18 protein-coding genes are annotated in these 19,982 nt (G+C 69.2%); 14 read left to right on the forward strand and 4 right to left on the reverse strand.

The features are described from left to right. The first annotated feature begins 17 nt into the window (after positions 1–17). The 6 genes from ACGFNP_RS27070 (at position 18) to ACGFNP_RS27095 (ending at position 9,446) form a co-directional block, all read left to right on the forward strand. On the forward strand, positions 18–1,283 hold the full coding sequence (locus tag ACGFNP_RS27070) for a sugar ABC transporter substrate-binding protein (protein ID WP_358331224.1): 1,266 nt from the start codon (positions 18–20) through the stop codon (positions 1,281–1,283). After that, the gene (locus ACGFNP_RS27075; protein ID WP_393323465.1) at positions 1,280–2,194 is read left to right on the forward strand and encodes a carbohydrate ABC transporter permease; all 915 of its coding nucleotides are present in this window, start codon (positions 1,280–1,282) and stop codon (positions 2,192–2,194) included. Before ACGFNP_RS27070 ends, ACGFNP_RS27075 begins: the two co-directional genes overlap by 4 nt. Then, on the forward strand, positions 2,191–2,955 hold the full coding sequence (locus tag ACGFNP_RS27080) for a carbohydrate ABC transporter permease (protein WP_358331230.1): 765 nt from the start codon (positions 2,191–2,193) through the stop codon (positions 2,953–2,955). The genes ACGFNP_RS27075 and ACGFNP_RS27080 overlap by 4 nt, the downstream gene beginning before the upstream one ends. After that, positions 2,948–5,134 carry a glycoside hydrolase family 127 protein gene (locus tag ACGFNP_RS27085; RefSeq protein WP_393323468.1) on the forward strand — a complete coding sequence of 729 codons (2,187 nt, stop codon included), beginning with the start codon at positions 2,948–2,950 and terminating at the stop codon, positions 5,132–5,134. The genes ACGFNP_RS27080 and ACGFNP_RS27085 overlap by 8 nt, the downstream gene beginning before the upstream one ends. A gap of 20 nt (positions 5,135–5,154) precedes the next feature. Further along, positions 5,155–9,192: an Ig-like domain-containing protein gene (locus ACGFNP_RS27090; RefSeq protein WP_393323471.1), complete on the forward strand. Its 4,038-nt coding sequence runs from the start codon at positions 5,155–5,157 to the stop codon at positions 9,190–9,192. 65 nt (positions 9,193–9,257) lie between these two features. Beyond that, a complete protein-coding gene (locus ACGFNP_RS27095) occupies positions 9,258–9,446 on the forward strand; it encodes a DUF4236 domain-containing protein (protein ID WP_358331239.1) in 189 nt (62 codons plus the stop codon). A gap of 51 nt (positions 9,447–9,497) precedes the next feature. Here the strand turns inward: ACGFNP_RS27095 and ACGFNP_RS27100 are convergent, their stop codons facing one another. Then, the gene (locus ACGFNP_RS27100; protein ID WP_358331242.1) at positions 9,498–9,743 is read right to left on the reverse strand and encodes a hypothetical protein; all 246 of its coding nucleotides are present in this window, start codon (positions 9,741–9,743) and stop codon (positions 9,498–9,500) included. 149 nt (positions 9,744–9,892) lie between these two features. Between ACGFNP_RS27100 and ACGFNP_RS27105 the strand changes: the two genes are divergently transcribed. The 3 genes from ACGFNP_RS27105 to ACGFNP_RS27115 all read left to right on the forward strand — a co-directional run bounded on the left by ACGFNP_RS27105 (position 9,893) and on the right by ACGFNP_RS27115 (position 12,361). Next, positions 9,893–11,275, forward strand: a complete 1,383-nt coding sequence (locus ACGFNP_RS27105) for an amidase (protein ID WP_393323475.1) — start codon at positions 9,893–9,895, stop codon at positions 11,273–11,275. 173 nt (positions 11,276–11,448) lie between these two features. Next, a complete protein-coding gene (locus ACGFNP_RS27110; RefSeq protein ID WP_358331468.1) occupies positions 11,449–11,829 on the forward strand; it encodes a ChbG/HpnK family deacetylase in 381 nt (126 codons plus the stop codon). Positions 11,830–11,842: 13 nt separating this feature from the next. Beyond that, positions 11,843–12,361, forward strand: coding sequence for a hypothetical protein (locus ACGFNP_RS27115; protein ID WP_393323478.1), 519 nt, complete (start codon positions 11,843–11,845; stop codon positions 12,359–12,361). 6 nt (positions 12,362–12,367) lie between these two features. On the opposite strand, the gene ACGFNP_RS27120 is transcribed toward ACGFNP_RS27115, so the two are convergent. Further along, complete coding sequence (locus ACGFNP_RS27120) at positions 12,368–13,084, reverse strand: phytanoyl-CoA dioxygenase (RefSeq protein ID WP_358331251.1); 717 nt, start codon at positions 13,082–13,084, stop codon at positions 12,368–12,370. 90 nt (positions 13,085–13,174) lie between these two features. Between ACGFNP_RS27120 and ACGFNP_RS27125 the strand changes: the two genes are divergently transcribed. After that, the gene (locus ACGFNP_RS27125; protein ID WP_393323481.1) at positions 13,175–13,684 is read left to right on the forward strand and encodes a type II toxin-antitoxin system prevent-host-death family antitoxin; all 510 of its coding nucleotides are present in this window, start codon (positions 13,175–13,177) and stop codon (positions 13,682–13,684) included. Positions 13,685–13,686: 2 nt separating this feature from the next. On the opposite strand, the gene ACGFNP_RS27130 is transcribed toward ACGFNP_RS27125, so the two are convergent. Beyond that, complete coding sequence (locus ACGFNP_RS27130; protein ID WP_393323484.1) at positions 13,687–14,544, reverse strand: intradiol ring-cleavage dioxygenase; 858 nt, start codon at positions 14,542–14,544, stop codon at positions 13,687–13,689. Between the two features lie 185 nt (positions 14,545–14,729). On the opposite strand from ACGFNP_RS27130, the gene ACGFNP_RS27135 reads away from it, so the two are divergent. The 4 genes from ACGFNP_RS27135 (at position 14,730) to ACGFNP_RS27150 (ending at position 18,043) form a co-directional block, all read left to right on the forward strand. Next, the gene (locus ACGFNP_RS27135) at positions 14,730–15,542 is read left to right on the forward strand and encodes an SAM-dependent methyltransferase (protein WP_358331260.1); all 813 of its coding nucleotides are present in this window, start codon (positions 14,730–14,732) and stop codon (positions 15,540–15,542) included. A gap of 47 nt (positions 15,543–15,589) precedes the next feature. Next, positions 15,590–16,333 carry a hypothetical protein gene (locus tag ACGFNP_RS27140; protein ID WP_358331263.1) on the forward strand — a complete coding sequence of 248 codons (744 nt, stop codon included), beginning with the start codon at positions 15,590–15,592 and terminating at the stop codon, positions 16,331–16,333. Between the two features lie 345 nt (positions 16,334–16,678). Beyond that, positions 16,679–17,332, forward strand: coding sequence for an MIP/aquaporin family protein (locus ACGFNP_RS27145; RefSeq protein WP_393323487.1), 654 nt, complete (start codon positions 16,679–16,681; stop codon positions 17,330–17,332). A gap of 177 nt (positions 17,333–17,509) precedes the next feature. Continuing rightward, positions 17,510–18,043 (forward strand): GtrA family protein, encoded by a 534-nt coding sequence (locus tag ACGFNP_RS27150; RefSeq protein WP_358331471.1) that lies wholly within the window; start codon positions 17,510–17,512, stop codon positions 18,041–18,043. Here ACGFNP_RS27150 and ACGFNP_RS27155 read toward each other — a convergent pair. Beyond that, positions 18,021–19,916 (reverse strand): protein-arginine deiminase family protein, encoded by a 1,896-nt coding sequence (locus ACGFNP_RS27155; RefSeq protein ID WP_393323490.1) that lies wholly within the window; start codon positions 19,914–19,916, stop codon positions 18,021–18,023. The genes ACGFNP_RS27150 and ACGFNP_RS27155 overlap by 23 nt on opposite strands. Positions 19,917–19,982: the final 66 nt, after the last annotated feature.

Below are 19,982 nucleotides of genomic sequence, written 5' to 3' on the forward strand. Positions count from 1 at the left end.
TCCCGAAGGAGACAACCATGAGACTACGGCTGGCTGGGATCGCCTTCCTCGGATTGTTAGCGCTCACAGCCGCCGCCTGCGGCAGCGGTGGGAGCGATAAGCAGCCACAGGCGGCAGGCCCGGTCACGATCACCATGTGGACCCGCGCGGCGACGCAGGCCCAGAGCGAGCGGTTGGTGAAGGCCTACAACAGCAATCACAAGAACCAAGTGAAGCTGACCGTCATCCCGACGGACAACTACCAGCCGCGCATCGCGGCCGCGGCGGGGGCGAAACAACTGCCGGACGTGTTCGCCGCCGACGTGATCTTCGTCCCGAACTACACCTCGCAGGGCCTGTTCATGGACATCACCGACAAGGTCGGCGCCCTGCCGTACAAGGACAGTCTCGCGCCCTCCCACATGAAGCTCGGCACGCTGGACGGCAAGTTCTACACCCTCCCGCACACGCTGGACCTGTCGGTCTGGTTCTGGAACAAGGACCTGTACGCCAAGGCCGGGCTCGACCCGGAGAAGGGGCCCAAGACGCTGAAGGAGTTCGCCCAGCAGGCCACCACGATCCAGCAGAAGCTGGGCAAGGACGGCAAGGTGCACGGCACGTTCTTCGGCGGCAACTGCGGCGGCTGCTACGTCTTCACCTTCTGGCCCTCGGTCTGGGCGGCCGGCGCCCAGGTCATGAACCCCGAGGGCACCACCTCGCTCAACGACCAGCCCGCGATGACCGAGGTGTTCAAGACCTACCGTGACCTGTACGAGAAGAAGGTCACCGGCCCGACGGCCAAGGAGGAGCAGGGCCCGACCTGGACCGGCTTCTTCCCCAAGGGCGAGATCGGCGTCATGCCCATGCCGTCGACCACGCTCGGCACGATGCCCGCGGACATGAAGATCGGCGTCACGCCCATCGCCGGTCCCGACGGCGGCGAGTCGACCTTCGTGGGCGGCGACTCGATCGGCATCTCCTCGACCTCCAAGAACGCCGACGCGGCCTGGGAGTTCCTGTCCTGGACCGTGTCCGATGAGGCGCAGGTCGAGGTCATGGCGAAGAACAAGGACGTGCTCGCGCGTACCGACCTGTCCAGCAACAAGTACTCGGCCGAGGACCCGCGGGTGGTTCTGATCAACTCGCTGGTCGCCAAGGGGCAGACGCCGTTCGCGCTGCGCTTCGGCCAGACGTTCAACGACCCGCAGGGCCCCTGGCTGCGGTTGGCCCGTGAGGCGGTGTTCGGCGACGCATCGAAGGTCCCCCAACTGAACGCCGAGATCACAAAGTCCCTCCAGCAATGACGTTGACCCTCGGCAAGCCCAAGCGGCGGGCGGCACACACGGTGCCGTCCGCCCGGTGGCGGGGAAGGCAGGTCCAGGGCTGGCTGTACGCCGCACCGACCGCCGTCATCGTGGGCGTCCTGTTCATCGCGCCGCTGGTGCTGGTCGTCTGGATGTCGCTGAACCGGTGGCCGCTGCTGGGCCAGGCCGTACTCAACGCCCCGGACAACTACACCAAGATCCCGAAGAACCCGCTGTTCTTCGACGCGGTGCTCTTCACGCTGAAGTACACCGCCATCACCACCGTCCTGCTGTCGGCGGTCGCGCTCGGCCTGGCCCTGCTGGTGCAGGAGCGGCGGCCTGGCGTCGCCTTCTTCCGTACCGCGTTCTTCCTGCCCGGAGCCGTCGGCTTCGCCGCCGCCGCGCTGCTGTTCTACGGCATGCTGAACAACGACTTCGGCCCGATCGACCCGCTGCTCCAGACGCTGGGGATCACTCACGAGCCGGTGAAGTGGATCGGCACGCCCAACATGGCGTTGTTCTCCACGATCGCGCTCGTGCTGTGGCGCTTCGCCGGGTTCAACATGCTCATCCTGCTGACCGGCCTGCAGTCGATCCCCGTCGAGGTGTACGAGGCGGCCAAGAGCGACGGTGCCAACCGCTGGCAGATCTTCACCAAGATCACGCTGCCGCTGCTGCGCCCGACACTGGCGCTGATGCTGATCCTCAGCATCACGGGCTCCCTGCTGGCCTTCGACCAGTTCTTCATCTTCACCAACGGCGGCCCGGACAACAGCACGGTCTCGATGGTCATGGTCGTCTACCGCGACGCGTTCTTCCGCTTCGACCTCGGCGGGGCGGCGGCGCTGTCCGTCGTGCTGCTGGTCGCCCTGGTCGGGTTCAACACCTTGCTGATGCGGAGGCTCAAGTGAGGTACTACCCCACTGTCACGGCGCTGGCCATTCTGTTCCTGTTCCCGCTGCTGTGGAGCGGCTGGGCCTCGCTGGAGGAGCCGTCCAACTACCTGAAGATGGCCCAGTTCGGCGAGGGCGTCGGCACCTACGCCACCAACAGTGTGCTGGTGTCGTCGATGACCGTCGCCGGGACGCTGATCGTCTCCGCGCTCGGCGGCTACGCGTTCGCCCGGTTCGACTTCCCCGGCAAGAACCTGCTGTTCCTGGCCACGCTGGCGATCCTCATGGTGCCCTACGCGACGATCCTCATCCCGCTCTACGTGCTGCTCGGCTACCTCGGCCTGCAGAACTCGCTGCTGGGGCTGTCACTGGTGTTCGTGATGTTCCAGTTGCCGTTCGCGCTGTTCATGATGCGCAACGCGTTCGAGGCGATCCCGCGCGAGCTGGAGGAGGCGGCGCTGGTCGACGGCTGCGGCACCTTCCGGGCCTTCTCCCGGATCCTGCTGCACGCCGTACGGCCGGCCCTCGTCACGGTCGGCCTGTTCGCCTTCCTCGCCTCGTGGAACGACTTCTTCGCGCCGCTCATCCTGCTCAACGACGGCTCCTCGTTCACCCTGCCGGTGGCCGTGGTCAGCATGACCCAGGGCACGTTCGGCGCCATCGACTACGGCATGCTCCAGGCCGGCGTCATGGTCATGGCCCTGCCATGCCTCATCCTGTTCGTCATTCTGCAGCGCCACTACGTGCGCGGATTCATGTCGGGAGCTCTGCGTGGCTAATCCTGTCCTGCCTTCATCGGGCGTTCTGTCCCCCCTCGGCCTGGACGCGGTACGCCCGGCGCCCGGCTTCTGGGGCGACCGCATCGCCCTCAACCGGGACGTCACCATCGCCCACTGCCAGGAATGGGAGGAACGCGAAGGCTGGATCGGCAACTTCCGCGGCCGTCTCCCCCGCAAGGGCAGGGAGTTCAGCGACTCGGAGACCTACAAGCTGCTGGAGGCGATGGCGTGGGCCGACCACCCGGCGCTGCCCGAGCTGGCCGAGACCGTGGCCAGGGCCCAGGAGGGTGACGGCTACCTCAACACCCGCTGGACCGGCAACCGCTACGCCGACTTCGAGTGGGGCCACGAGCTGTACTGCTATGGCCACCTCATCCAGGCCGGGGTCGCCAGGCTCCGCATGCACGGCGAGGACCGGCTGACCGAGGTGGTCCGACGGGCGGCGGACCACATCTGCCGCCGCTTCATGGACACCTCGGAGACCTGCGGCCACCCCGTGGTGGAGATGGCGCTGGTCGAGCTGTACCGGGCCACCGGCACCGACCGCTACCTGGAGATGGCCCGCCGCTTCGTCGAACGCCGCGGCCTGCCCGCGCTGGGCGAGATCCCGTTCGGCCGCGCCTACTTCCAGGACGACGTCCCGGTACGGCGGGCGCGGTCGTTGCGCGGGCACGCCGTACGGGCGCTCTACCTGGCCAGCGGCGTCGTGGACGTGGCCGTGGAGACCGGCGACGTGGAGCTGCTCAAGGCCGTCGAGGCGCAGTGGGAGCGCGCGGTCGCCAGGCGCACCCACCTGACGGGCGGCATGGGCTCGCGGCACTCCGACGAGTCCTTCGGCGAGGACTACGAGCTGCCACCGGACCGCGCCTACTCCGAGACCTGCGCGGGCATCGCGTCGATCATGCTGTCGCACCGGCTGCTGCTGGCCACCGGCGACGCCCGGTACGCCGACCTGGCCGAGCGGACGCTGTACAACGTGCTGGCCACCGGGGTGGCGCTGGACGGACGGTCGTTCTTCTACGCCAACCCGCTGCGCGTACGGGTGCCGGCCGAGCCGCTGAACGGGGTCAACCACGCCGCCGAGGGCGGGCTGCGGTCGCCGTGGTTCGACGTGTCGTGCTGCCCGCACAACATCGCCCGCACGCTCGCCTCGCTGGCGGCCTACGTGGCGACCTCCGATGCGGGCGGGTTGCAGATTCACCACTTCACGCCCGGCGAGATCACCCAAGGTTCGCTCGGGGTGCGGGTGGAGACCGGGTATCCGTGGTCGGGCGGGGTGTGCGTGCGGGTGCTGTCGGGCGGCAGCGGGCGGATCTCGCTGCGCGTCCCCGCCTGGGCGAAGGGCGCGACGCTCTCGTACGGGCCGGCCGCGCCGGGCGGTGCGAACGGACCGGGCGGGGGGCCGGTCGCGGGGCCCGGCTCGCGTCTGGGCGTCGGGCTGGGCGCGGCCACGTCCGGCATTTCGCATATGTCGGGTGCTCGCGAGGTCGAGCCCGGGTACGCCGTCGTCGAGGGCGACTGGCGGCCCGGTGACGAGATCCGCCTCGAACTGCCCATGGCTCCCCGGTGGACCTTCCCCGACCGGCGCGTGGACGCGCTGCGCGGGAGCGTCGCGGTGGAGCGCGGGCCGCTCGTCTACTGCGCGGAGTCCGTCGCCGACGAGCCCCCGCTCGCCGACGTGGCCGCCCGCGTCTCGTCCCCGCCCACCGACCACCTGACCGACCATCCCACCGACCACCTCACCGGCCATCTGGCCGACTCTCCGGCTGGGGCGCCCGCAGCCATCCCCGCGCCGGAGGCGGCCGGTGCCGAGGCGGGCGCGCCCGTTCCCGTCGCGGGCGCGCCCGTCGACCCTGCGGATCCCGTCGCAGACACACGCAGCGGGCCCGTGACGCCCGGGGATCCCGTCACAGACGCGCCCGGCGGGTCCGCGACGCCCGCGGATCCTGTCACGGGCACGCCCGGCGGGTCGGTCGGGTCCGCTGGGCCCGAGGGTGACCCCGTCGTCGAGGTTGAGGTCGCCGTTGTGCTCGGCGCGCCGGATGCCAATGGCTGGCCGTACGGGCCGGTGCCCGACTCGGTGGCGGGCGTGGACACCGTGCTGCGGCTGGTGCCGTACCACCGGTGGGGCAACCGCGGCCCCGCCACCATGCGCGTCTGGCTGCCCGTCGCCGAGTAACACCCCCTATGGAGGACTCTGTGCGCAGAACCCTGCCGGGCCTGGTCGCGTTAGCCGTCGCGGGCAGCCTGCTCGGCGCCGCTTCCCCGGCCACGGCGGTCCAGGACGATCTCGGCATGCCGGTCTTCACCGGTGAAGATCCCGTCCCGGCCGAGCCCGTCCGCTACGAGCCGCGCAAGATGATGGCGGAGATCTACAAGAAGGAGAAGGGCGGCGACTCGTACTGGATCGACCGCATGCTGGCCCGCCCCGGCGACGACCCGGCGGGGACGTGGCTGATGTCGCGTGGCCGGGCGCTGTTCATGAAGGAGCACGACCCCTCGGTCATCGGCTTCGGCGGCAGCGTGGCGTACTGGGAGAGCATCGACAACCGCGGCGCCTACGCCGTGTCGCTCGGCACGGACCTCAAGGAGGACGTGAGCAAGCGGTTGCAGATGCCCAGCCACTGGACCGGCCAGTACGCGGGCGGCGGGCTGGCCGTGACCGTCAAAAAGTTCATCACGCAGGAGAACGTGGCGGTCACCACGCTGGCGGTCACCAACACGGGCACCGCGAAGGTGGACGTACCGGTCACAGTGACGTCGCCGTACACGAAGACCGCGGACGGCGACCGCGAGCTGACCGGCGTGGTGGCGGCCAAGAACCGGCTGACCACGATCTTCCCCCGGCTCAGCGGCGACGGCCTGAAGGTCGCGGACGGCACGCTGAAGGGGACGCTCGCCGTCGAACCGGGCAAGACCGTGCGGACCAAGGTGCAGATGGGGTTCGTCACCGAGGAACTGGCCGGGGCGCGGCCGGAGTACGACGGCTACAAGGGGCGCTCGCCGGAGAAGGCGCTGCGACGCCAGCTCCAGGACTACAACGCCTGGTGGGCGGAGAACCTGCCGTACATCGACGTGCCGGACGAGAACATCAAGAAGTTCGTCTACTACCGCTGGTGGTTGATGAGGTTCAACTTCCTCGACGCCGACATCCCGGGCAACGACTTCCAGTTCCCGACGTCGGTGGAGGGGGCGCTCGGCTACAACAACGCGATCGTGCTGACTGTGCCGATGTTCTTGCAGGACCTGAAGTACCTGCGGGATCCGATCTACTCGTACGGCCCCTGGGTCTCGGCCGGAGAAGTATCACGTAACTCGAAATATACGGATAACCCGGGCGACCCGGAGAACTGGTCGAACAGCTACACCCAGTACATCTCGGCTTCGGCGCTGGAGAGCTACCAGCTCCACGGCGGGCAGCCCGCGATCCTGCGCAACCTCGCCCGCTACGCGGAGAAGGACGTCTACGGGCAGCTCAACGCCTACGACTCCAACAAGAACGGGGTCATCGAGTACGACTGGGAGGCGATGACCGGCAACGACGCCGACGCGGTGTCGTTCCACTACTACAACCGGGCGAACGAGCGGCTGGAAGGCGCCTACGTTTATGCCAACGCGATGGCGGCGGCGCAGGCGTACACGCTGATCGGCGACGCGGCGAAGGCCACCGAGCTGCGCGGCGTGGCCGACAAGGTGAAGAACGGCATCCTCACCCTGCTCTGGGACGACCAGAACAAGCTGTTCAAACACCGCGACCTGCAGACCGGCAACCTGATCCCGTGGAAGGAATCCAACAACTACATCCCCTACGCGACCGGCCTGGTCCCGACGGACAACCCGAAATATCGGGAAGCGCTCCGCCTATGGGCCGACCCTGCGGAATATCCAATTTTCCCGGCCTATACGGCTAACCAGAAGGACAAAGCGGAGGCCGCCGCGCAGGGCCACCCGGGGTCGAACAACTTCTCGCAGATCAACTCGACCCGGAACTTCTCGCTGTTCTCCAAGGCGCTGCGCGAATACACCTCGCCGTACATCACCGCCGAGCAGTACAAGCAGTTGCTGTACTGGAACGCCTGGTCGCAGTTCGTCGGCGGCGACACCCGCTACCCGGACGCCAACGAGTTCTGGTCGAACTGGAACCCGAGCACCAAGTCCATCGACTACCGCTCGTGGATCCATCACACGATCCTCGGCAGCAGCAACTGGACGGTCATCGAGGACGTCATGGGGCTGCGCCCGCGTTCCGACGGCAAGGTGGAGCTGTGGCCGGTCGACATCGGCTGGGACCACTTCACCGTCAACGGCATCAACTACCGCGGCAGCGACCTGAGCATCGTCTGGGACAAGCCCGGCGACGGCGCCACGCACTACGCGGGCGTGCCCGAGGGCTACTCGATCCTCATTGATGGCAAGCGCAAGGTCACGCTGTCCGGACTCGCGCACGCCGTATGGGACCCGGCGACCGGCACGATTGAAGGCGGCACAGTCGAGGGCGGCCCGGTCAAAGGCAGCACAGTGCTGTACTCCGAGGCGGCCCGGTCGATGAAGGCGCCGGCCGAGGTGAAGCTGTCGGGCGACCGGGTCGAGGACCTGTTCCAGAAGGCCGGGGTCGATCTGGGCTCCACGCGCCCGAACCTGGTCAAGTCCGCCACCGCCTCGCACGGTGACCCGGCGGGCGCGGTCGACGGGTTCACGATCAACGAGCCGTACTGGGGCAGCAAGGGCTCCGGCCAGGCGCGGGACTGGCTGGAGGTGGACCTGGGCTCGGCCCGGCCCGTCGACCTGCTGCGGCTGTACTTCTTCAACGACCGCAAGGCCGGCGGCTACAGCGAGCCCGCCCTGTACTCGGTGCAGTACCTCGACGGCTCCACCTGGAAGGACGTGCCCGGGCAGGCCAAGGAGCCGGTCTATCCACGGGCCAACCTCAACGACGTCCGCTTCCGGTCCGTCGTCGCCCAGAAGCTGCGCGTGCTGGTCACTCACCGGCCCGGCTACTCGACGGGCTTGAAGGAGGTGCAGGCTTACTCGACCGGCTCGGCGCCGCCGTCCGCGGGCAACCGGGCTCCGTACGTGCTGGCCGTACCGGATGCCACCTTCAACCGCCCCGGGCAGGCCAAGCTGGACGCGGTCGTCAAGGACGACGGGCTGCCGTCGGGAACGCTCAGCATGCGGTGGAGCGTCGTCGACGGGCCCGGGGAAGCGATCTTCACCGATCAGACGAGCCCGGCCACGGTCGCGGCGTTCAGTGAAGCGGGCACGTACCACCTGCGGCTGACCGCCACCGACGGCGCGAAGTCGTCGTCCGGCACCGTCGCGGTCACGGTGGGCGAGATCGGCGCGCAGGTGAACGTGGCGCCGTACGCGACGCCGACCGCCTCCTACACCTCCCCCTGGGAGAAGGTGACGGCGATCAACGACGGCATCGACCCGCCGCGCTCCAACGACGGCGCCAACCCGCGCTGGGGCACCTGGCCGGAGCAGGGCACGCAGTGGGTGCAGCTCGACTGGCCTTCGCCGGTACGGGTGAACAAGGCGGAGGTGTACTTCTTCGACGACGACGGCGGCGTCCGCGTCCCGGCGTCGTGGAAGATCCAGGCGTGGGACGGCGACTCGTTCGAGGACGTGACCGGCGCCGCTTCCTACCCGGCCGCGGTCGACGCCTACAACACGGTCTCGTTCGACACGGTGAAGACGACCAAGCTACGCGTCGAGCTGGTGTCCGGGCAGGCGTCCGTCGGGGTGCTGGAGTGGAAGGCGTACGCGGTACCGCCGGACTCGGTGCGGCCCGTGCACGTCCCCACGGTGGCGGGCACGCTGCCGCGGCTTCCCGCCACGGTCGAGACGCTGTACGCGGACGGCGGCGGAGGCCAGGCGGCGGTGACGTGGCAGCAGGTGACCGCCGACCAGGTCAAGACCGGTGGCACCAGCTTCAAGGTCGCCGGGCTCGCCGAGGGCCTGCGCTCGCCCGTCGAGGCGACGGTGTACGTCAGGACGAGTCCGGCGGTGACCATCACCTCGATCGCCGAGGAGGCGGTACGGACCCGGGCGGGCACCGCGCCGTCGCTGCCCGCGACCGTCGTGGCCACCTACAACGACGGCTCCAAGGACAGCTCGGTCGCGGTCACGTGGGCGGCGATCGATCCCGGCTCGTACGGCTCCCCCGGCACGTTCTTGGTGACCGGGCAGGTGGCGGGGACCACGGTCCTCGCGAAGGCGACGGTGACAGTGGAGTGATCCGGTAAATATTTCGCCATTTTTCGGGTAGCTGGAGGCCCTCGCGATCTCATGGAGGGAACTCGATGGGCTGGAGCTACCGAAAGTCAATCAAGCTGGGGCCGTTCCGGCTGAACCTGTCACGCGGTGGCGTCGGGCACAGCTGGGGCAACCGGTTGTTCCGGGTCACCCGCACGGCGGACGGCCGCCGTACGGTGTCCGTCAACCTGCCCGGCGGTTTTCACTGGCGCAAGACGACAAGCCGGCGTGACTAGCCGGATATTCGAAGGGCCGGAGGCGATCGCCTCCGGCCCTTTCGCTTGCGCTCACTCCGAGATCGCATTGACCAGCCGGGTCCAGAACTGCGTGAGCTCCGGGCCGGTGTAACGGCGGAAATGGATGCGCTCGTGTCCCCGATAGACGGCCACCTCCGTTATCGGCGCATCCTCCTCGTCGAAGCTGGTGTAGAGGCTCGTCCAGTCGTCGGGACCGGCTTGCCAGTCCGCGAAGGCCAGGTGGGCCGCATGGTCTTGGAGCGCTTCAACCCAGCGTTCCTCCCCCGAGGAGTGCATGAATTTCACCTTGCCAGGAGAGGCCCCATGACCAGGCAAAACACCCTATTTCTCGACCTAGGCGGCTGAAGCGTCCCGAAAACACAAGACTGCCTCTTTCTCGTGAATCCCTCTAGATTCCTCGGCACCGCTACCCCGAGGAGAACGTTGTGGCTGAACTATGGGCACTGCCCGCCGGAGAGCTGGCACGGCTGGTCGGCGCCCGGGAGGTGTCGAGCCGTGAGGTGGTCCAGGCGCACCTGACCCGGATCGCCGAAGTGAACCCGCACGTCAACGCCATCACGGCGGTGCTGGACGAGCAGGCGCTCGAAGCCGCGGACGCGGCCGACCGCGCGCTGCGGGACGGCGCGGCGCCGGGCCCGCTCTGCGGCGTCCCCATGACGGTCAAGGAGAACGTCGACGTGGCCGGCTCGGCGACGACACTCGGCATCGTCGCCCTCCGTGACGCCGTCGCACCGCGCGACGCCCCGCACGTCGCCCAGCTGCGCGCGGCGGGCGCGATCCCGATCGGCCGGACGAACCTGCCGGAGTTCGGCATGCGCTGGCACACCGACAACGCCCTGCGCGGCGCGACCCGCAACCCCTGGTCGGCCGGCCACACGCCGGGCGGCTCCAGCGGCGGTGACGCGGCCGCGGTGGCGACCGGCCTGACCCCGCTCGGCATCGGCAACGACGGTGCGGGCTCGCTGCGCTGGCCCGCCCAGTGCTGCGGCGTCGCCGCGCTGAAGCCGTCGCTGGGCCGGGTCGCCCACAGCGGACAGGCGTCGCCGTTCGGGTTCCAGCTGCTGGCCGTGCACGGTCCGATCGCGCGGCGCGTGGCCGACCTGCGCCTGGCCTTCGACCACATGTGCGGCCACGCGCCCGGCGACCCCTGGTACGCCCCGGCGCCCCTGCGGGGCCCCGCCCCGGCGGCCCCGCTGGGCGTGGCCGCGGTCACCGGACTCGACGCCGACCCCCAGGTCACCGCCGCCGTACGGCAGGCGGCCAAGCTCCTCGCCGACGCCGGCTACCAGGTGACGGAGAGCCTGCCACCGGCCCTGGACCGAGCCTCCGAGATCTACACCCAGATCATGTCCTCGTACGGCCGCGTCCACGAGGAGCAGCCGCCCGTCGAGACGATCGCCTCCGAGGGGTTCGTCCGGTTCTGGACCGCGTTCGAGGAGCCCTGGACGCGAGCGGCCGGCCGGGCCGCCTTCGACCCGATGATGGAACGCGCCGCCATCGCGCGGGCGTGGGACGACTGGACGGCCTCGGCCCCGCTGGTGCTCGCGCCGATCTGCACACTCCCCGCGTTCCCGGTCGGCGCCGATCTCGATCCCGAGTGGGTGGCCGGGTGGCCGGCGGCTCTGCGCATGAGCGTGGTGGCCAACCTGCTGGGGCTGCCGTCGGTCGCCGTGCCCACCGGTCATGCGGGCGGGCTGCCGCAGGCCGTACAGATCATCGGGCCGCGTTTCCGCGAGGACCTGTGCCTGGACGCGGCCGCCGCCATCGAGGCCGGAACCCCGCACCTGACGCCGATCGACCCCCGATAATCGTTGGACGCGTGCTCCATGCTGGACTCATGGAACACACGCCATGGAGTCGCTCCGCCGGCACGCGGAGATCCCCTTCGGGATCCACCTCACGCTGTTCTGCGACACGGTGGACGACAGGTGGGGGCCGCTGACCGCGCCTGGCCGACGGCGGCCGGGCCGACATCTTCGACCTGACCGTGGCCCTGGCCGACGAGTACGGCCTGGCGGTGCGGGCCTGGCTCGACCCCGCTCGCCAGAAGCTGCGGCGGCGGGGCCTGCCGGTCGTCGAGCACGACTTCCTGGACAGCTTCGGCCTCGACCTCGACGACAAGCCGGCCCAGTACGCCAAGCTGCTGCGCGAACTGCCCGCCGGGCTGAGCGAGTGGGCGATCCATCCTGGTCTGGGCGACGAGAAGGCGCGGGCCATCGACCCCGGCTGGCGCGTACGGCGTACCGACTACGAGTTCCTGACCTCACCAGAGGCCCGCGAGCTCATCCGGCAGGAGGGGATCACCGTGATCGACTACCGGCCGATCCAAAAGGCCTGGTCGCAGACCGACCGATCGAGCTAGCATCGTGCGATCTATGCGGCGCATCCTCGTAGCCGGCATCAGCGGGGCCGGCAAGTCCACCATGGCACGGGCCCTGAGCACCCGACTCGCGGTGCCGTACCACGAGATGGACGCCCTGCACTTCACCGGACCCGGCTGGGCCGTGAACGACGAGTTCGTCACGCAGGTGAAGCGGATCGCCTCGTCACCGGCCTGGATCTTCGACTCCTACGGCTATCCCGAGGTCCGTGACCTGCTCTGGGAGCAGGCCGACACCGTGGTCTGGCTGGACTATCCTCGGCGGGTCATCATGCCCCGGATCCTCAGGCGATCGCTCCGCAGAACCCTCCTGCGTGAGCGGATCTTCGGCGGTAATCGCGAGACCCTGACCGACTGGTTCCGCCGCGATCACCCCGCCTGGTGGGCGTGGTCACAGCACGGGGTTCGGCGGGCGGACATCCAGCAGCGCGTCCACGATCCGCGCTTCGCCCCTTTGCAGGTGATTCGCTTCGGCACTCCGGAGGAAGCCGCCGGCTGGTTGCGGAGTCAGTGACAGGTCTCAGCGGAGGGCGCCGGCCAAAGGCGTGTCCGCGGCCGGGTCCAACGGCGGCGCCAGCATGAACGGCATCTGCGCCATGAACCTGGGCCGTTCACCGAGGTGCTCCTGCGCGGCGTGCACGGTCAGCGGGTGCACCAGATAGGCGTCTCCCGGCGAGCCGGTCGCCAGGGCCACCGGCCGGTCCCGGCTGGCCGCGTCCACCAGCGCGCCCGCGCTGACATGGTCGTGCACCTGCTCGCCCAGCGCCCCGAGGCTGTCACGCTGCGATCCCACTCTGACCCGGGTCGGCGCGTCCAGCTCACCGACCTCCGAGAACAGCATCAGCACCAGGAGGTTGTGCGCACGGACGGACACCCCCCAGGTGCCGTCGGGCCGCGGCAGGTTGAGGTCGAGGTGCCAGCCGCGGTCGTCGGCCGGCGGCAGGTGCGGGAACCGGATCGGGATGTTGCCCGCCGAGCCACGCGGCTGCCAGCCGCCCTTCCCGCACACCGCGTCCAACCCGGCCGCCAGCACGGGCGACCTGACCAGCTCACCGAACGGCCCCCGCCCGGTCATGTCCGCGGCCCACACCACCGGCTCGCGCCAGCCCTCGGGGTCGTCGGGCGACAGGCCGATCTGCTGCCACAGCAGTTCCTGCGCCGCCTCTCCCTGCTCGCGCGTGCCGATCGTCAGCTTCACGAAGCCGTCCCGTACGAACGACTCCACCAGTTCATCCATGACGATCACGCTATTTCGGGCCGCAACTGGTTTTCGGGTGTTTTGTAAGGCGGCTTGCACTATTTCGGTAAGGTGCCTTACGTTCGGTGGATGCCCGACATTCCGTACACCGAGCTCGTCGCCCGGCTCGGCCCCCCGCTCGGCGTCGAGGAGGCTCGCGCCCAATGGGGCCGGCTGGTGCGCGCCGCCCAGGACGGCGAGACCACGCCGATCACCCGCGAACGCTGGGAGTGGGCGGCCCTGATCCCGCTCTCCGAGGTGGCCGGCCCGCTGACCGGCCTGCCCGCCCTGCCGCTGTCAACGGTCCGCCGCAAGCTCGGCGACCTCGTACGGCAAGCCGCCCAGCCGTACGAGAGCGGCCCCGTACTGCTCACCCGCCACCGCACCCCCGTGGCCGCCCTGGTCGGCGCCCGCCACCTGGTGGACAGATCTCGTCCAACGCCGGAGGACCTGCTCCGGGACGGCCACACCATCCTGCTGACCCACCTGCCGGAATCGGCCTACTCCGCCGTCGCCCGCGACCCCGACGGCAACCCGATCGCCAGCGGCGAGGGCGACAGCGTCAACGAGGCACTGCGCCGCCTGCGCCCACCAGCCTGAGATCACTTGCCGTCCTTGTCGGAGTCGGCCGAGAAGACGATCACCCCCAGGTAGCCGTCGTCCTCCTCGGTGACCTTCAGGAGCATGCTGTCCTTGTAGATGTTGTCACCGTCGTTGAAGGTGTCCCGCCCGGTGTGCGCCGCGTACGGCGACTTCGTGAAGACCTTGGTGTTGAGCGCCTCGTCGAACATCACCTGGGTCGTGAGCACGCGCGCGTTGCTGAAGTGCACCATCGCGTGGATGTGCACGGTACGCCCCCGGTACCACCCCGGCCAGATGGTGGTGAACTCCACGATCCCATCGCTGTTGGTGACCTGGGCCCCGCGCAGGTAACGCTTGTCGTCCGTCGGGGTCAGGTCGTTCGCACTGGTCTCACCTGTCGGGGCGCCCGTGGGCGGGGCGCCGGTCGGTGGATTACCGCTGGGCCGGCCGCCGCCCCCTCCGGTCGACAGCGACTCCGCTCCGGAGTAGAGCCCGGCCGCGTCGCAGTGCCAGATCTCCACCACGGCGTTCCCCAGCGGCTTGCAGCTCTCGCTGTCCTGGACCTTGAACATCAGGCGCAGCCGCGTACCCTTCCGATCCTCGCGGATGTCGCTGCGGACCTTGTCCGCGTCGAAGTAGTAGGGGCCCTGCGTGGTGGTGGCGGTCAACGTGCACGTGTTGGCTTCGGCGAACAGGGCGGTGACGTCCTTGGCCGTGGTCGTCATCGTGGCCGTCGGAGACACGGTCGCCCCTGTGGAGGTGGTCACCGCCGGCGCGTCCTGGCCGCAGGCGGCGAGCAGGCTACCGAGCCCGAGCGAACTGACACCGGCGATCAACCGCCGCCGACTGACCCGCTGACCCTCGTGATCGTGTCCCACGTGACTGCCTTCCAGAAGGGTGTTCTTGCTGACGAGGCAAACGTACGATCCATGCCTTGGCACCCCATTTGCGGCAGATGAACTTTTCATGAGCCACAGCCCGTACAAAATAGGACAAGGCTCCATGGATGGTCATGGGGTTGCTACTGTCCTCATAACCGTGTGGGGGAACGAGGAGACGACGAATGAGTGACGCACCCCGACGGCCAGGTGTGTCGGCCGGTGTTCCCAGCGTTGCCCGGATGAACGACTACTTCCTGGGCGGCAAGGACAACTTCGCCGCCGACCGCGAGGCCGCGGCGAAGGTGCTGGCGTTGATCCCGGACGCCAAGGAGATGGGCGAGTACGTCCAGGAATTCCGGGAACGGGTCGTGCGCTACCTCGTCGAACAAGGCATCAGGCAGCTCATCCACGTCGGCTCCGGACTGCCCACCAAGCAGAACGTCCACGAAGTGGCCCAGTCCCTGGAGCCCGACGCCCGCGTCGTCTATGTCGCCGACGATGCGGTCGCGCTCAACCACGCGCGGGCGCTGCTCGCCACCAACGCGCGAACCGGAGTGGTCGAAGGCGACATCCTCCACCCCGACGCCATGCTGGACGATCCCGCCCTGGGACAGCTGATCGACCTCGACCAGCCCGTCGGCGTCCTGATCATTGGCTCGCTCCAGTACATTCCCGATGAGAACGGCCCGTTCGAGAACGTGGCCCGGCTGTGCGAGCGACTGGCGCCCGGCAGCTTCCTCTGTCTCACCCACGCCGTCTTCGACGGCCGCCCCGAGATAGCCGAGCAGATCGCCGACGTCTTCCGTGAGGCGCTCAACCGGCCCAAGGGCGGCCCGCGCAACCGCGACCAGGCCCTGCGCTTCTTCGACGGACTGGACCTCGTCGAGCCCGGCTTCGTCTACGTGCGCCAGTGGCGCTCCGACATTCCGGTCTCCAAGCAGGAGGAGAAGAGAGCCTGGGTCCTGGCCGGAGTCGCCCAGAAACCCCAGGCCTGAGGCGATCGTGCCCTGCTCGTGATCCGCTTGCGCCATGATCACGGCTCATGAAGAAGATGATCACCGCCCTGGCGGCCTGCGGCGCTCTGCTGGTACCCGCCACCCCCGCGCAGGCCGCCGCCCCCAAGGATCCCGTCCAAGCCCTGAAGAGCAAGCTGGTCTCCGGGCACGGTGTGCGGTTCACCGAGACCACCACTCTCTCGGGCGACGACAAGGTCAAACTGCAGGACCGCAAAGGTACGTTCCAGTTCAACGCCAGGGGCATCGCAGCCTCCGACATCAAGACCAACGCGCTCAAATCCGAGCCCGAGCGGAGTATCAGCGTCGGCAAGGTCGGCTACACCTCGGGCGGGCTGTTCAACGACCGCCTCCCGGAGGGCAAGACCTGGCTCAAGAGCGGCGGCATGTTCGGCGGCGCCGGCGGCTTCTACGGGCAGGTCATCAACCCCGCAGAGCCGAAGACCTTAGCCACGCTGATCAAGAAGGGCAGGCTGACCAGGAGCACCATCACAGGAAAGATCACCTTCGATGAGCTCGAGAAGGTGTCGCCCTGGTTCGGCGCGTCGATCCCGCTGCGCATGCACAACGAGAAGGTCACCTATACCCTCACACTCACCTCCGCCGGGCTCGTGAGCAGGGTGAAGAGCTCGTACGCGGCGACGGGGGTGTTCGACAAGAGCGAATTCGACGGCAAGACCATCACGATCGACAGCCGCTTCACCGGCTGGGGCACCAAGGTGTCGATCAAGGCACCGGACCCCGAAACGGTGACCAGCAAGATGAACAACTGACCATTCCGTTCGCCCTCTCGCTGGGCGGGTCTCGGGCGGTCCTACGGGGCGATACATCTGTTTCCACACGCGGCAACCCGGGTGCCGCCGGCTGCCGTGCGGGGTTCAGCAGGGCGCCCGGGTCTCGAGCCGATCGGCGCCTACGGGCGGGGTGTGAGTGATGGCCCCACAGCAGATGCGGGGCCATCATGCAAGAGTCCTCATGTCCGGTTTGGCGCGCCGCAACGGACCGTAAGAGACCGTAAGCAAGCCCGCGATTTCCCGCGGTCAAGGATCATGGCACGATCTGGATGCGCTGCCGCAATGCGTGATCAATCTCGGTTCCACAAGCTGAGAGGACAGTCCATGCGCAGCTACATCACGGAGTTCATCGGGACGTTCTTCCTGGTCTTCACGGTCGGCGCCACGGTTTTGACGAAGACACCCCTGGCGCCTGTGGCCATCGGAGCGATCCTGATGGTCATGGTGTATGCCGGAGGGCACATATCCGGCGCCCACTACAACCCCGCCGTGACCTTGGCCGTGCTGCTCCGCGGCCGGATCAGCCGGGCGGACGCCGTGGCGTACTGGATCGCCCAGGTGGCCGGAGGCGTCATCGCCGCGCTCACCGCCTCCTACGTGATCGAACCCGGCAGCGTGTCGGCGCTCTCACCGTCGGGGCGTGGGCTGTGGGTCGCGCTGCTGGCCGAGGCACTGTTCACCTTCGCGCTCGCGTACGTGGTGCTGAACGCGGCCACCAGCAGTGACCATCCGGGCAACAGCTTCTACGGTCTGGCCATCGGATTCACGGTGATGGCCGGGGCATTCGCGGTCGGCGGCATCTCCGGTGGTGCCTTCAACCCAGCGGTCGCCATCGGCGCCGCCTCCATGGGTCTGTTCGCCTGGTCCAAGATCTGGATCTGGCTACTGGCCGACCTGGCGGGCGGCGCGATCGCCGGGGCGGCCTTCCTCGCACTCAACCCGAAGGACCGCGTCCCGCTGGAAGTCTCCGCAACCTGATCGGCTGGAGCCGACTGGTCACCGCTCGAAGTCGTCGACAGTTGCGTGGAAGGCTCCCCCATGGCATCCGGCCACCCCGCCTGACCTGCCCGTCTCCGCCGACACTTCTCAGGCGACGTTAATCGTCAGATCACGCTCCCTCAATGGCGGCCGGACATCGTCATAGCCGTGAGCACGATGACGGGGACGGTCCTTCGGGACGAGGCGGCGGGAAGCCAACCGGCCGAGGGGCCGGTTGGCGGGTATGACGAGCAGCGAGTACAGGTTTCCCATCGGGCGTATTCCTTCGTGGCCTGGGTCCGGCAGGCCCTGATGCCCGCCGGGATGGCCCGCCAACTGCCGGCATACCTGGCCATCGGGTTCATCAGCACGCTCGCCTACCTGCTGCTGTTCGCGATCCTGAGCATGGTCGTGTCCTCCATCACCGCCAACGCGACTGCGATGGTCCTCACCACGATCGCCAGCACGGCGGCCAACCGCAGGTTCACCTTCGAGATGACCAGCCGGGCGGGCGCGGTACGCACCCACCTGGAGAGCATGCTCGTCCTCTGCGTCGCCCTCGCGATCACCACCGTGAGCCTGGACCTGCTGCCTTCGGTCACCTCGCCACTCGCCGAGCTCGCCACCGTCATCCTGTCCAACGGCCTGGCCGGCATCGTCCGGTTCGTACTGTTGCGGACCTGGGTGTTCAACCCCCGAAGGGCATCGTGAGCAGTGCCGTCGAACGCGCCGAGTATGCCCACCAGCGGGCGGTCGAGCGGGTGTCGCGCAGGGCGTTGGTGGCGCAGTGCACCTCGCCGCCGAGCAGGTGCGCCCATGAAAGGTCCGCCACCCAGCGTACGTGCACGCCCTGAGCCGCCAGCGCGCTCCGCGCGGCCCGCCGGAACAGATCGTGCCCGCCGACGACCGGGCCGTAGGGGGCGGGCGCGGCGAACTCGCGGGCCGTCAGCGACAGCCCGTTGGGGATACCGGGCGTGTACGCCTTCAGCAGCGACGGTTCGGCCTCGCTCGCACTGAACAACACCGGCACCCGTACGATCTCCGATCGCCGCAGCCCCGTCGCGGCCAGCATGGTGTCGAGCTGCGCGTCGATGTGCCCGGCGGCCCTGTCGTTGGCGGCCATCAGCGCCCGGTCGCCCAGCAGCCCGGCGACCGTGGGAGAGCCGGGGAACAGCCGGGTGCCGCCGGCACCGGCGGCCTCGGCCCGGCGCAGCAGCCGCGCGGCCATGCGGGGATCGGCGATCATGAGGGTCCATCCACGCGCATTACGTGCGCGTACGACGTGCATGGTCTCGTCCACATGGCCGACCAGCAGCCAGCCGGTGTCGAGCACCACGGGCGGTTGGAGGCCCTGCCCCATGCCGGTCAGCAGGCGGACGAAGGCGGGGTCGGGGCGCCGGGTCCGGCCGGTGCCGTACAACAGCCGCCCCTGCGGATGACCGGCGTACGGCGGGAGCGACTCGACGTTACCCATGGAGTTGCGCAGGTCGGTCAGGTGGTCGCGGCGGGTGAGGGTGAGTTGCTGCACGACGGCAACCCCGGGCCCGCGCAGGTCGCGGAAGAGCAGCCGGGCCATGGGCCGGGGCGTGGGCGCGCTCGCCTCGCCCAGGTCCAGCACATTGCCCGACCTGACCAGCACGCGCATGGTCCGGACGCCGCCGGGCATCGGCATGGTGGCGGTGGTCGGCTCGAAGATGTCCTGCCACCAGGTGTCCTTCCACCACTGGGACGTGCCCGCGACGAATCTGGGCGAGCGCACTCCGGCCGCGTGTGTGGCGCCGCGCAGGTCGCGGGCGAACTCCTGCCACCCTCCGGGCAGGCCATCGGGGAAGGGCAGCGCGGGCGGCGACCCGGGGCCTGTGCCGGGCTTGCCGGCCAGCACCTCGACGGCCGGCTGCAGGTCGTTCTGGAGCAGCAGAGGGGCCTCACGCATGCGGACGCGGGCGACAGAGCGCCGGCCGTGGTCGGTCACCGTGAGCGTGATCGTCACCCGGCCGTCCCACCGGCTCGCGTCGCGTACGACGTCGCGCCCCTCGACGCCGAACTCCAGCCCGGCACGCAGCTCCGCCGCGGTCAGCAGGCCGTCGCCCTCGGGCAGCGCGGGCCGGAAGCCCGAGGGCAGGCGGTCGCCGTCGCGCCGGGCGAAGATCCGCACCTTGTCCGGGGCGTCGACGCTCAGCAGCCCGGTGGCGGCGTCGCCGAGGCCGGGCATGGCAGGCAGCCGCAGCCGCGCCAGGTCGGCCGCGTCGGGCTCGCCGTTCACCCGGGCGTCCGCGGCGTCGTCGCACGCGGCCAGCCGAGCGTCGGCCGCGCCACCGGGAGCGTCCAGGTCGGCATCGGCCACCCGGCAGCGGCGCTCGCTGTCGTCGAGGTTGGGCAGGAAGACCGCCTCCCCGGCCGCATCGCCGCCCGCCGGCCCGGCGTTCACCTCGCCGTCGTGATCGGTGTCGGCCAGCAGCACTGGCGTGGCGGCGGCTGTGGAGCCGGGGGTTGGCTCGGCGGCGTGGACGGGGGCGGCGAGCGGCCAGGCTCCGGTGAGCGTGGCCACTGACGCGCAGACGGCGGTGATCCTTCTCGCGGGCATCGTGGCAGCCTCCTGCTGAACGAGGATTTATCACAGGTGAGATAAATCCAACGTATCACAGGCGTG

Origin of the sequence: Nonomuraea sp. NPDC049269 (assembly GCF_043197155.1) — a bacterium.
In the GTDB taxonomy this organism is placed as follows: Bacteria; Actinomycetota; Actinomycetes; order Streptosporangiales; family Streptosporangiaceae; genus Nonomuraea.

Coding starts and splice junctions, on each gene's coding strand:
- ACGFNP_RS27070 (WP_358331224.1), top strand. CDS start 18: ATGAGACTACGGCTGGCTGGGATCGCCTTCCTCGGATTGTTAGCGCTC.
- ACGFNP_RS27075 (WP_393323465.1), top strand. CDS start 1,280: ATGACGTTGACCCTCGGCAAGCCCAAGCGGCGGGCGGCACACACGGTG.
- ACGFNP_RS27095 (WP_358331239.1), top strand. CDS start 9,258: ATGGGCTGGAGCTACCGAAAGTCAATCAAGCTGGGGCCGTTCCGGCTG.
- ACGFNP_RS27100 (WP_358331242.1), bottom strand. CDS start 9,743: ATGCACTCCTCGGGGGAGGAACGCTGGGTTGAAGCGCTCCAAGACCAT.
- ACGFNP_RS27115 (WP_393323478.1), top strand. CDS start 11,843: ATGCGGCGCATCCTCGTAGCCGGCATCAGCGGGGCCGGCAAGTCCACC.
- ACGFNP_RS27120 (WP_358331251.1), bottom strand. CDS start 13,084: ATGGATGAACTGGTGGAGTCGTTCGTACGGGACGGCTTCGTGAAGCTG.
- ACGFNP_RS27125 (WP_393323481.1), top strand. CDS start 13,175: ATGCCCGACATTCCGTACACCGAGCTCGTCGCCCGGCTCGGCCCCCCG.
- ACGFNP_RS27135 (WP_358331260.1), top strand. CDS start 14,730: ATGAGTGACGCACCCCGACGGCCAGGTGTGTCGGCCGGTGTTCCCAGC.
- ACGFNP_RS27140 (WP_358331263.1), top strand. CDS start 15,590: ATGAAGAAGATGATCACCGCCCTGGCGGCCTGCGGCGCTCTGCTGGTA.
- ACGFNP_RS27145 (WP_393323487.1), top strand. CDS start 16,679: ATGCGCAGCTACATCACGGAGTTCATCGGGACGTTCTTCCTGGTCTTC.
- ACGFNP_RS27150 (WP_358331471.1), top strand. CDS start 17,510: ATGACGGGGACGGTCCTTCGGGACGAGGCGGCGGGAAGCCAACCGGCC.
- ACGFNP_RS27155 (WP_393323490.1), bottom strand. CDS start 19,916: ATGCCCGCGAGAAGGATCACCGCCGTCTGCGCGTCAGTGGCCACGCTC.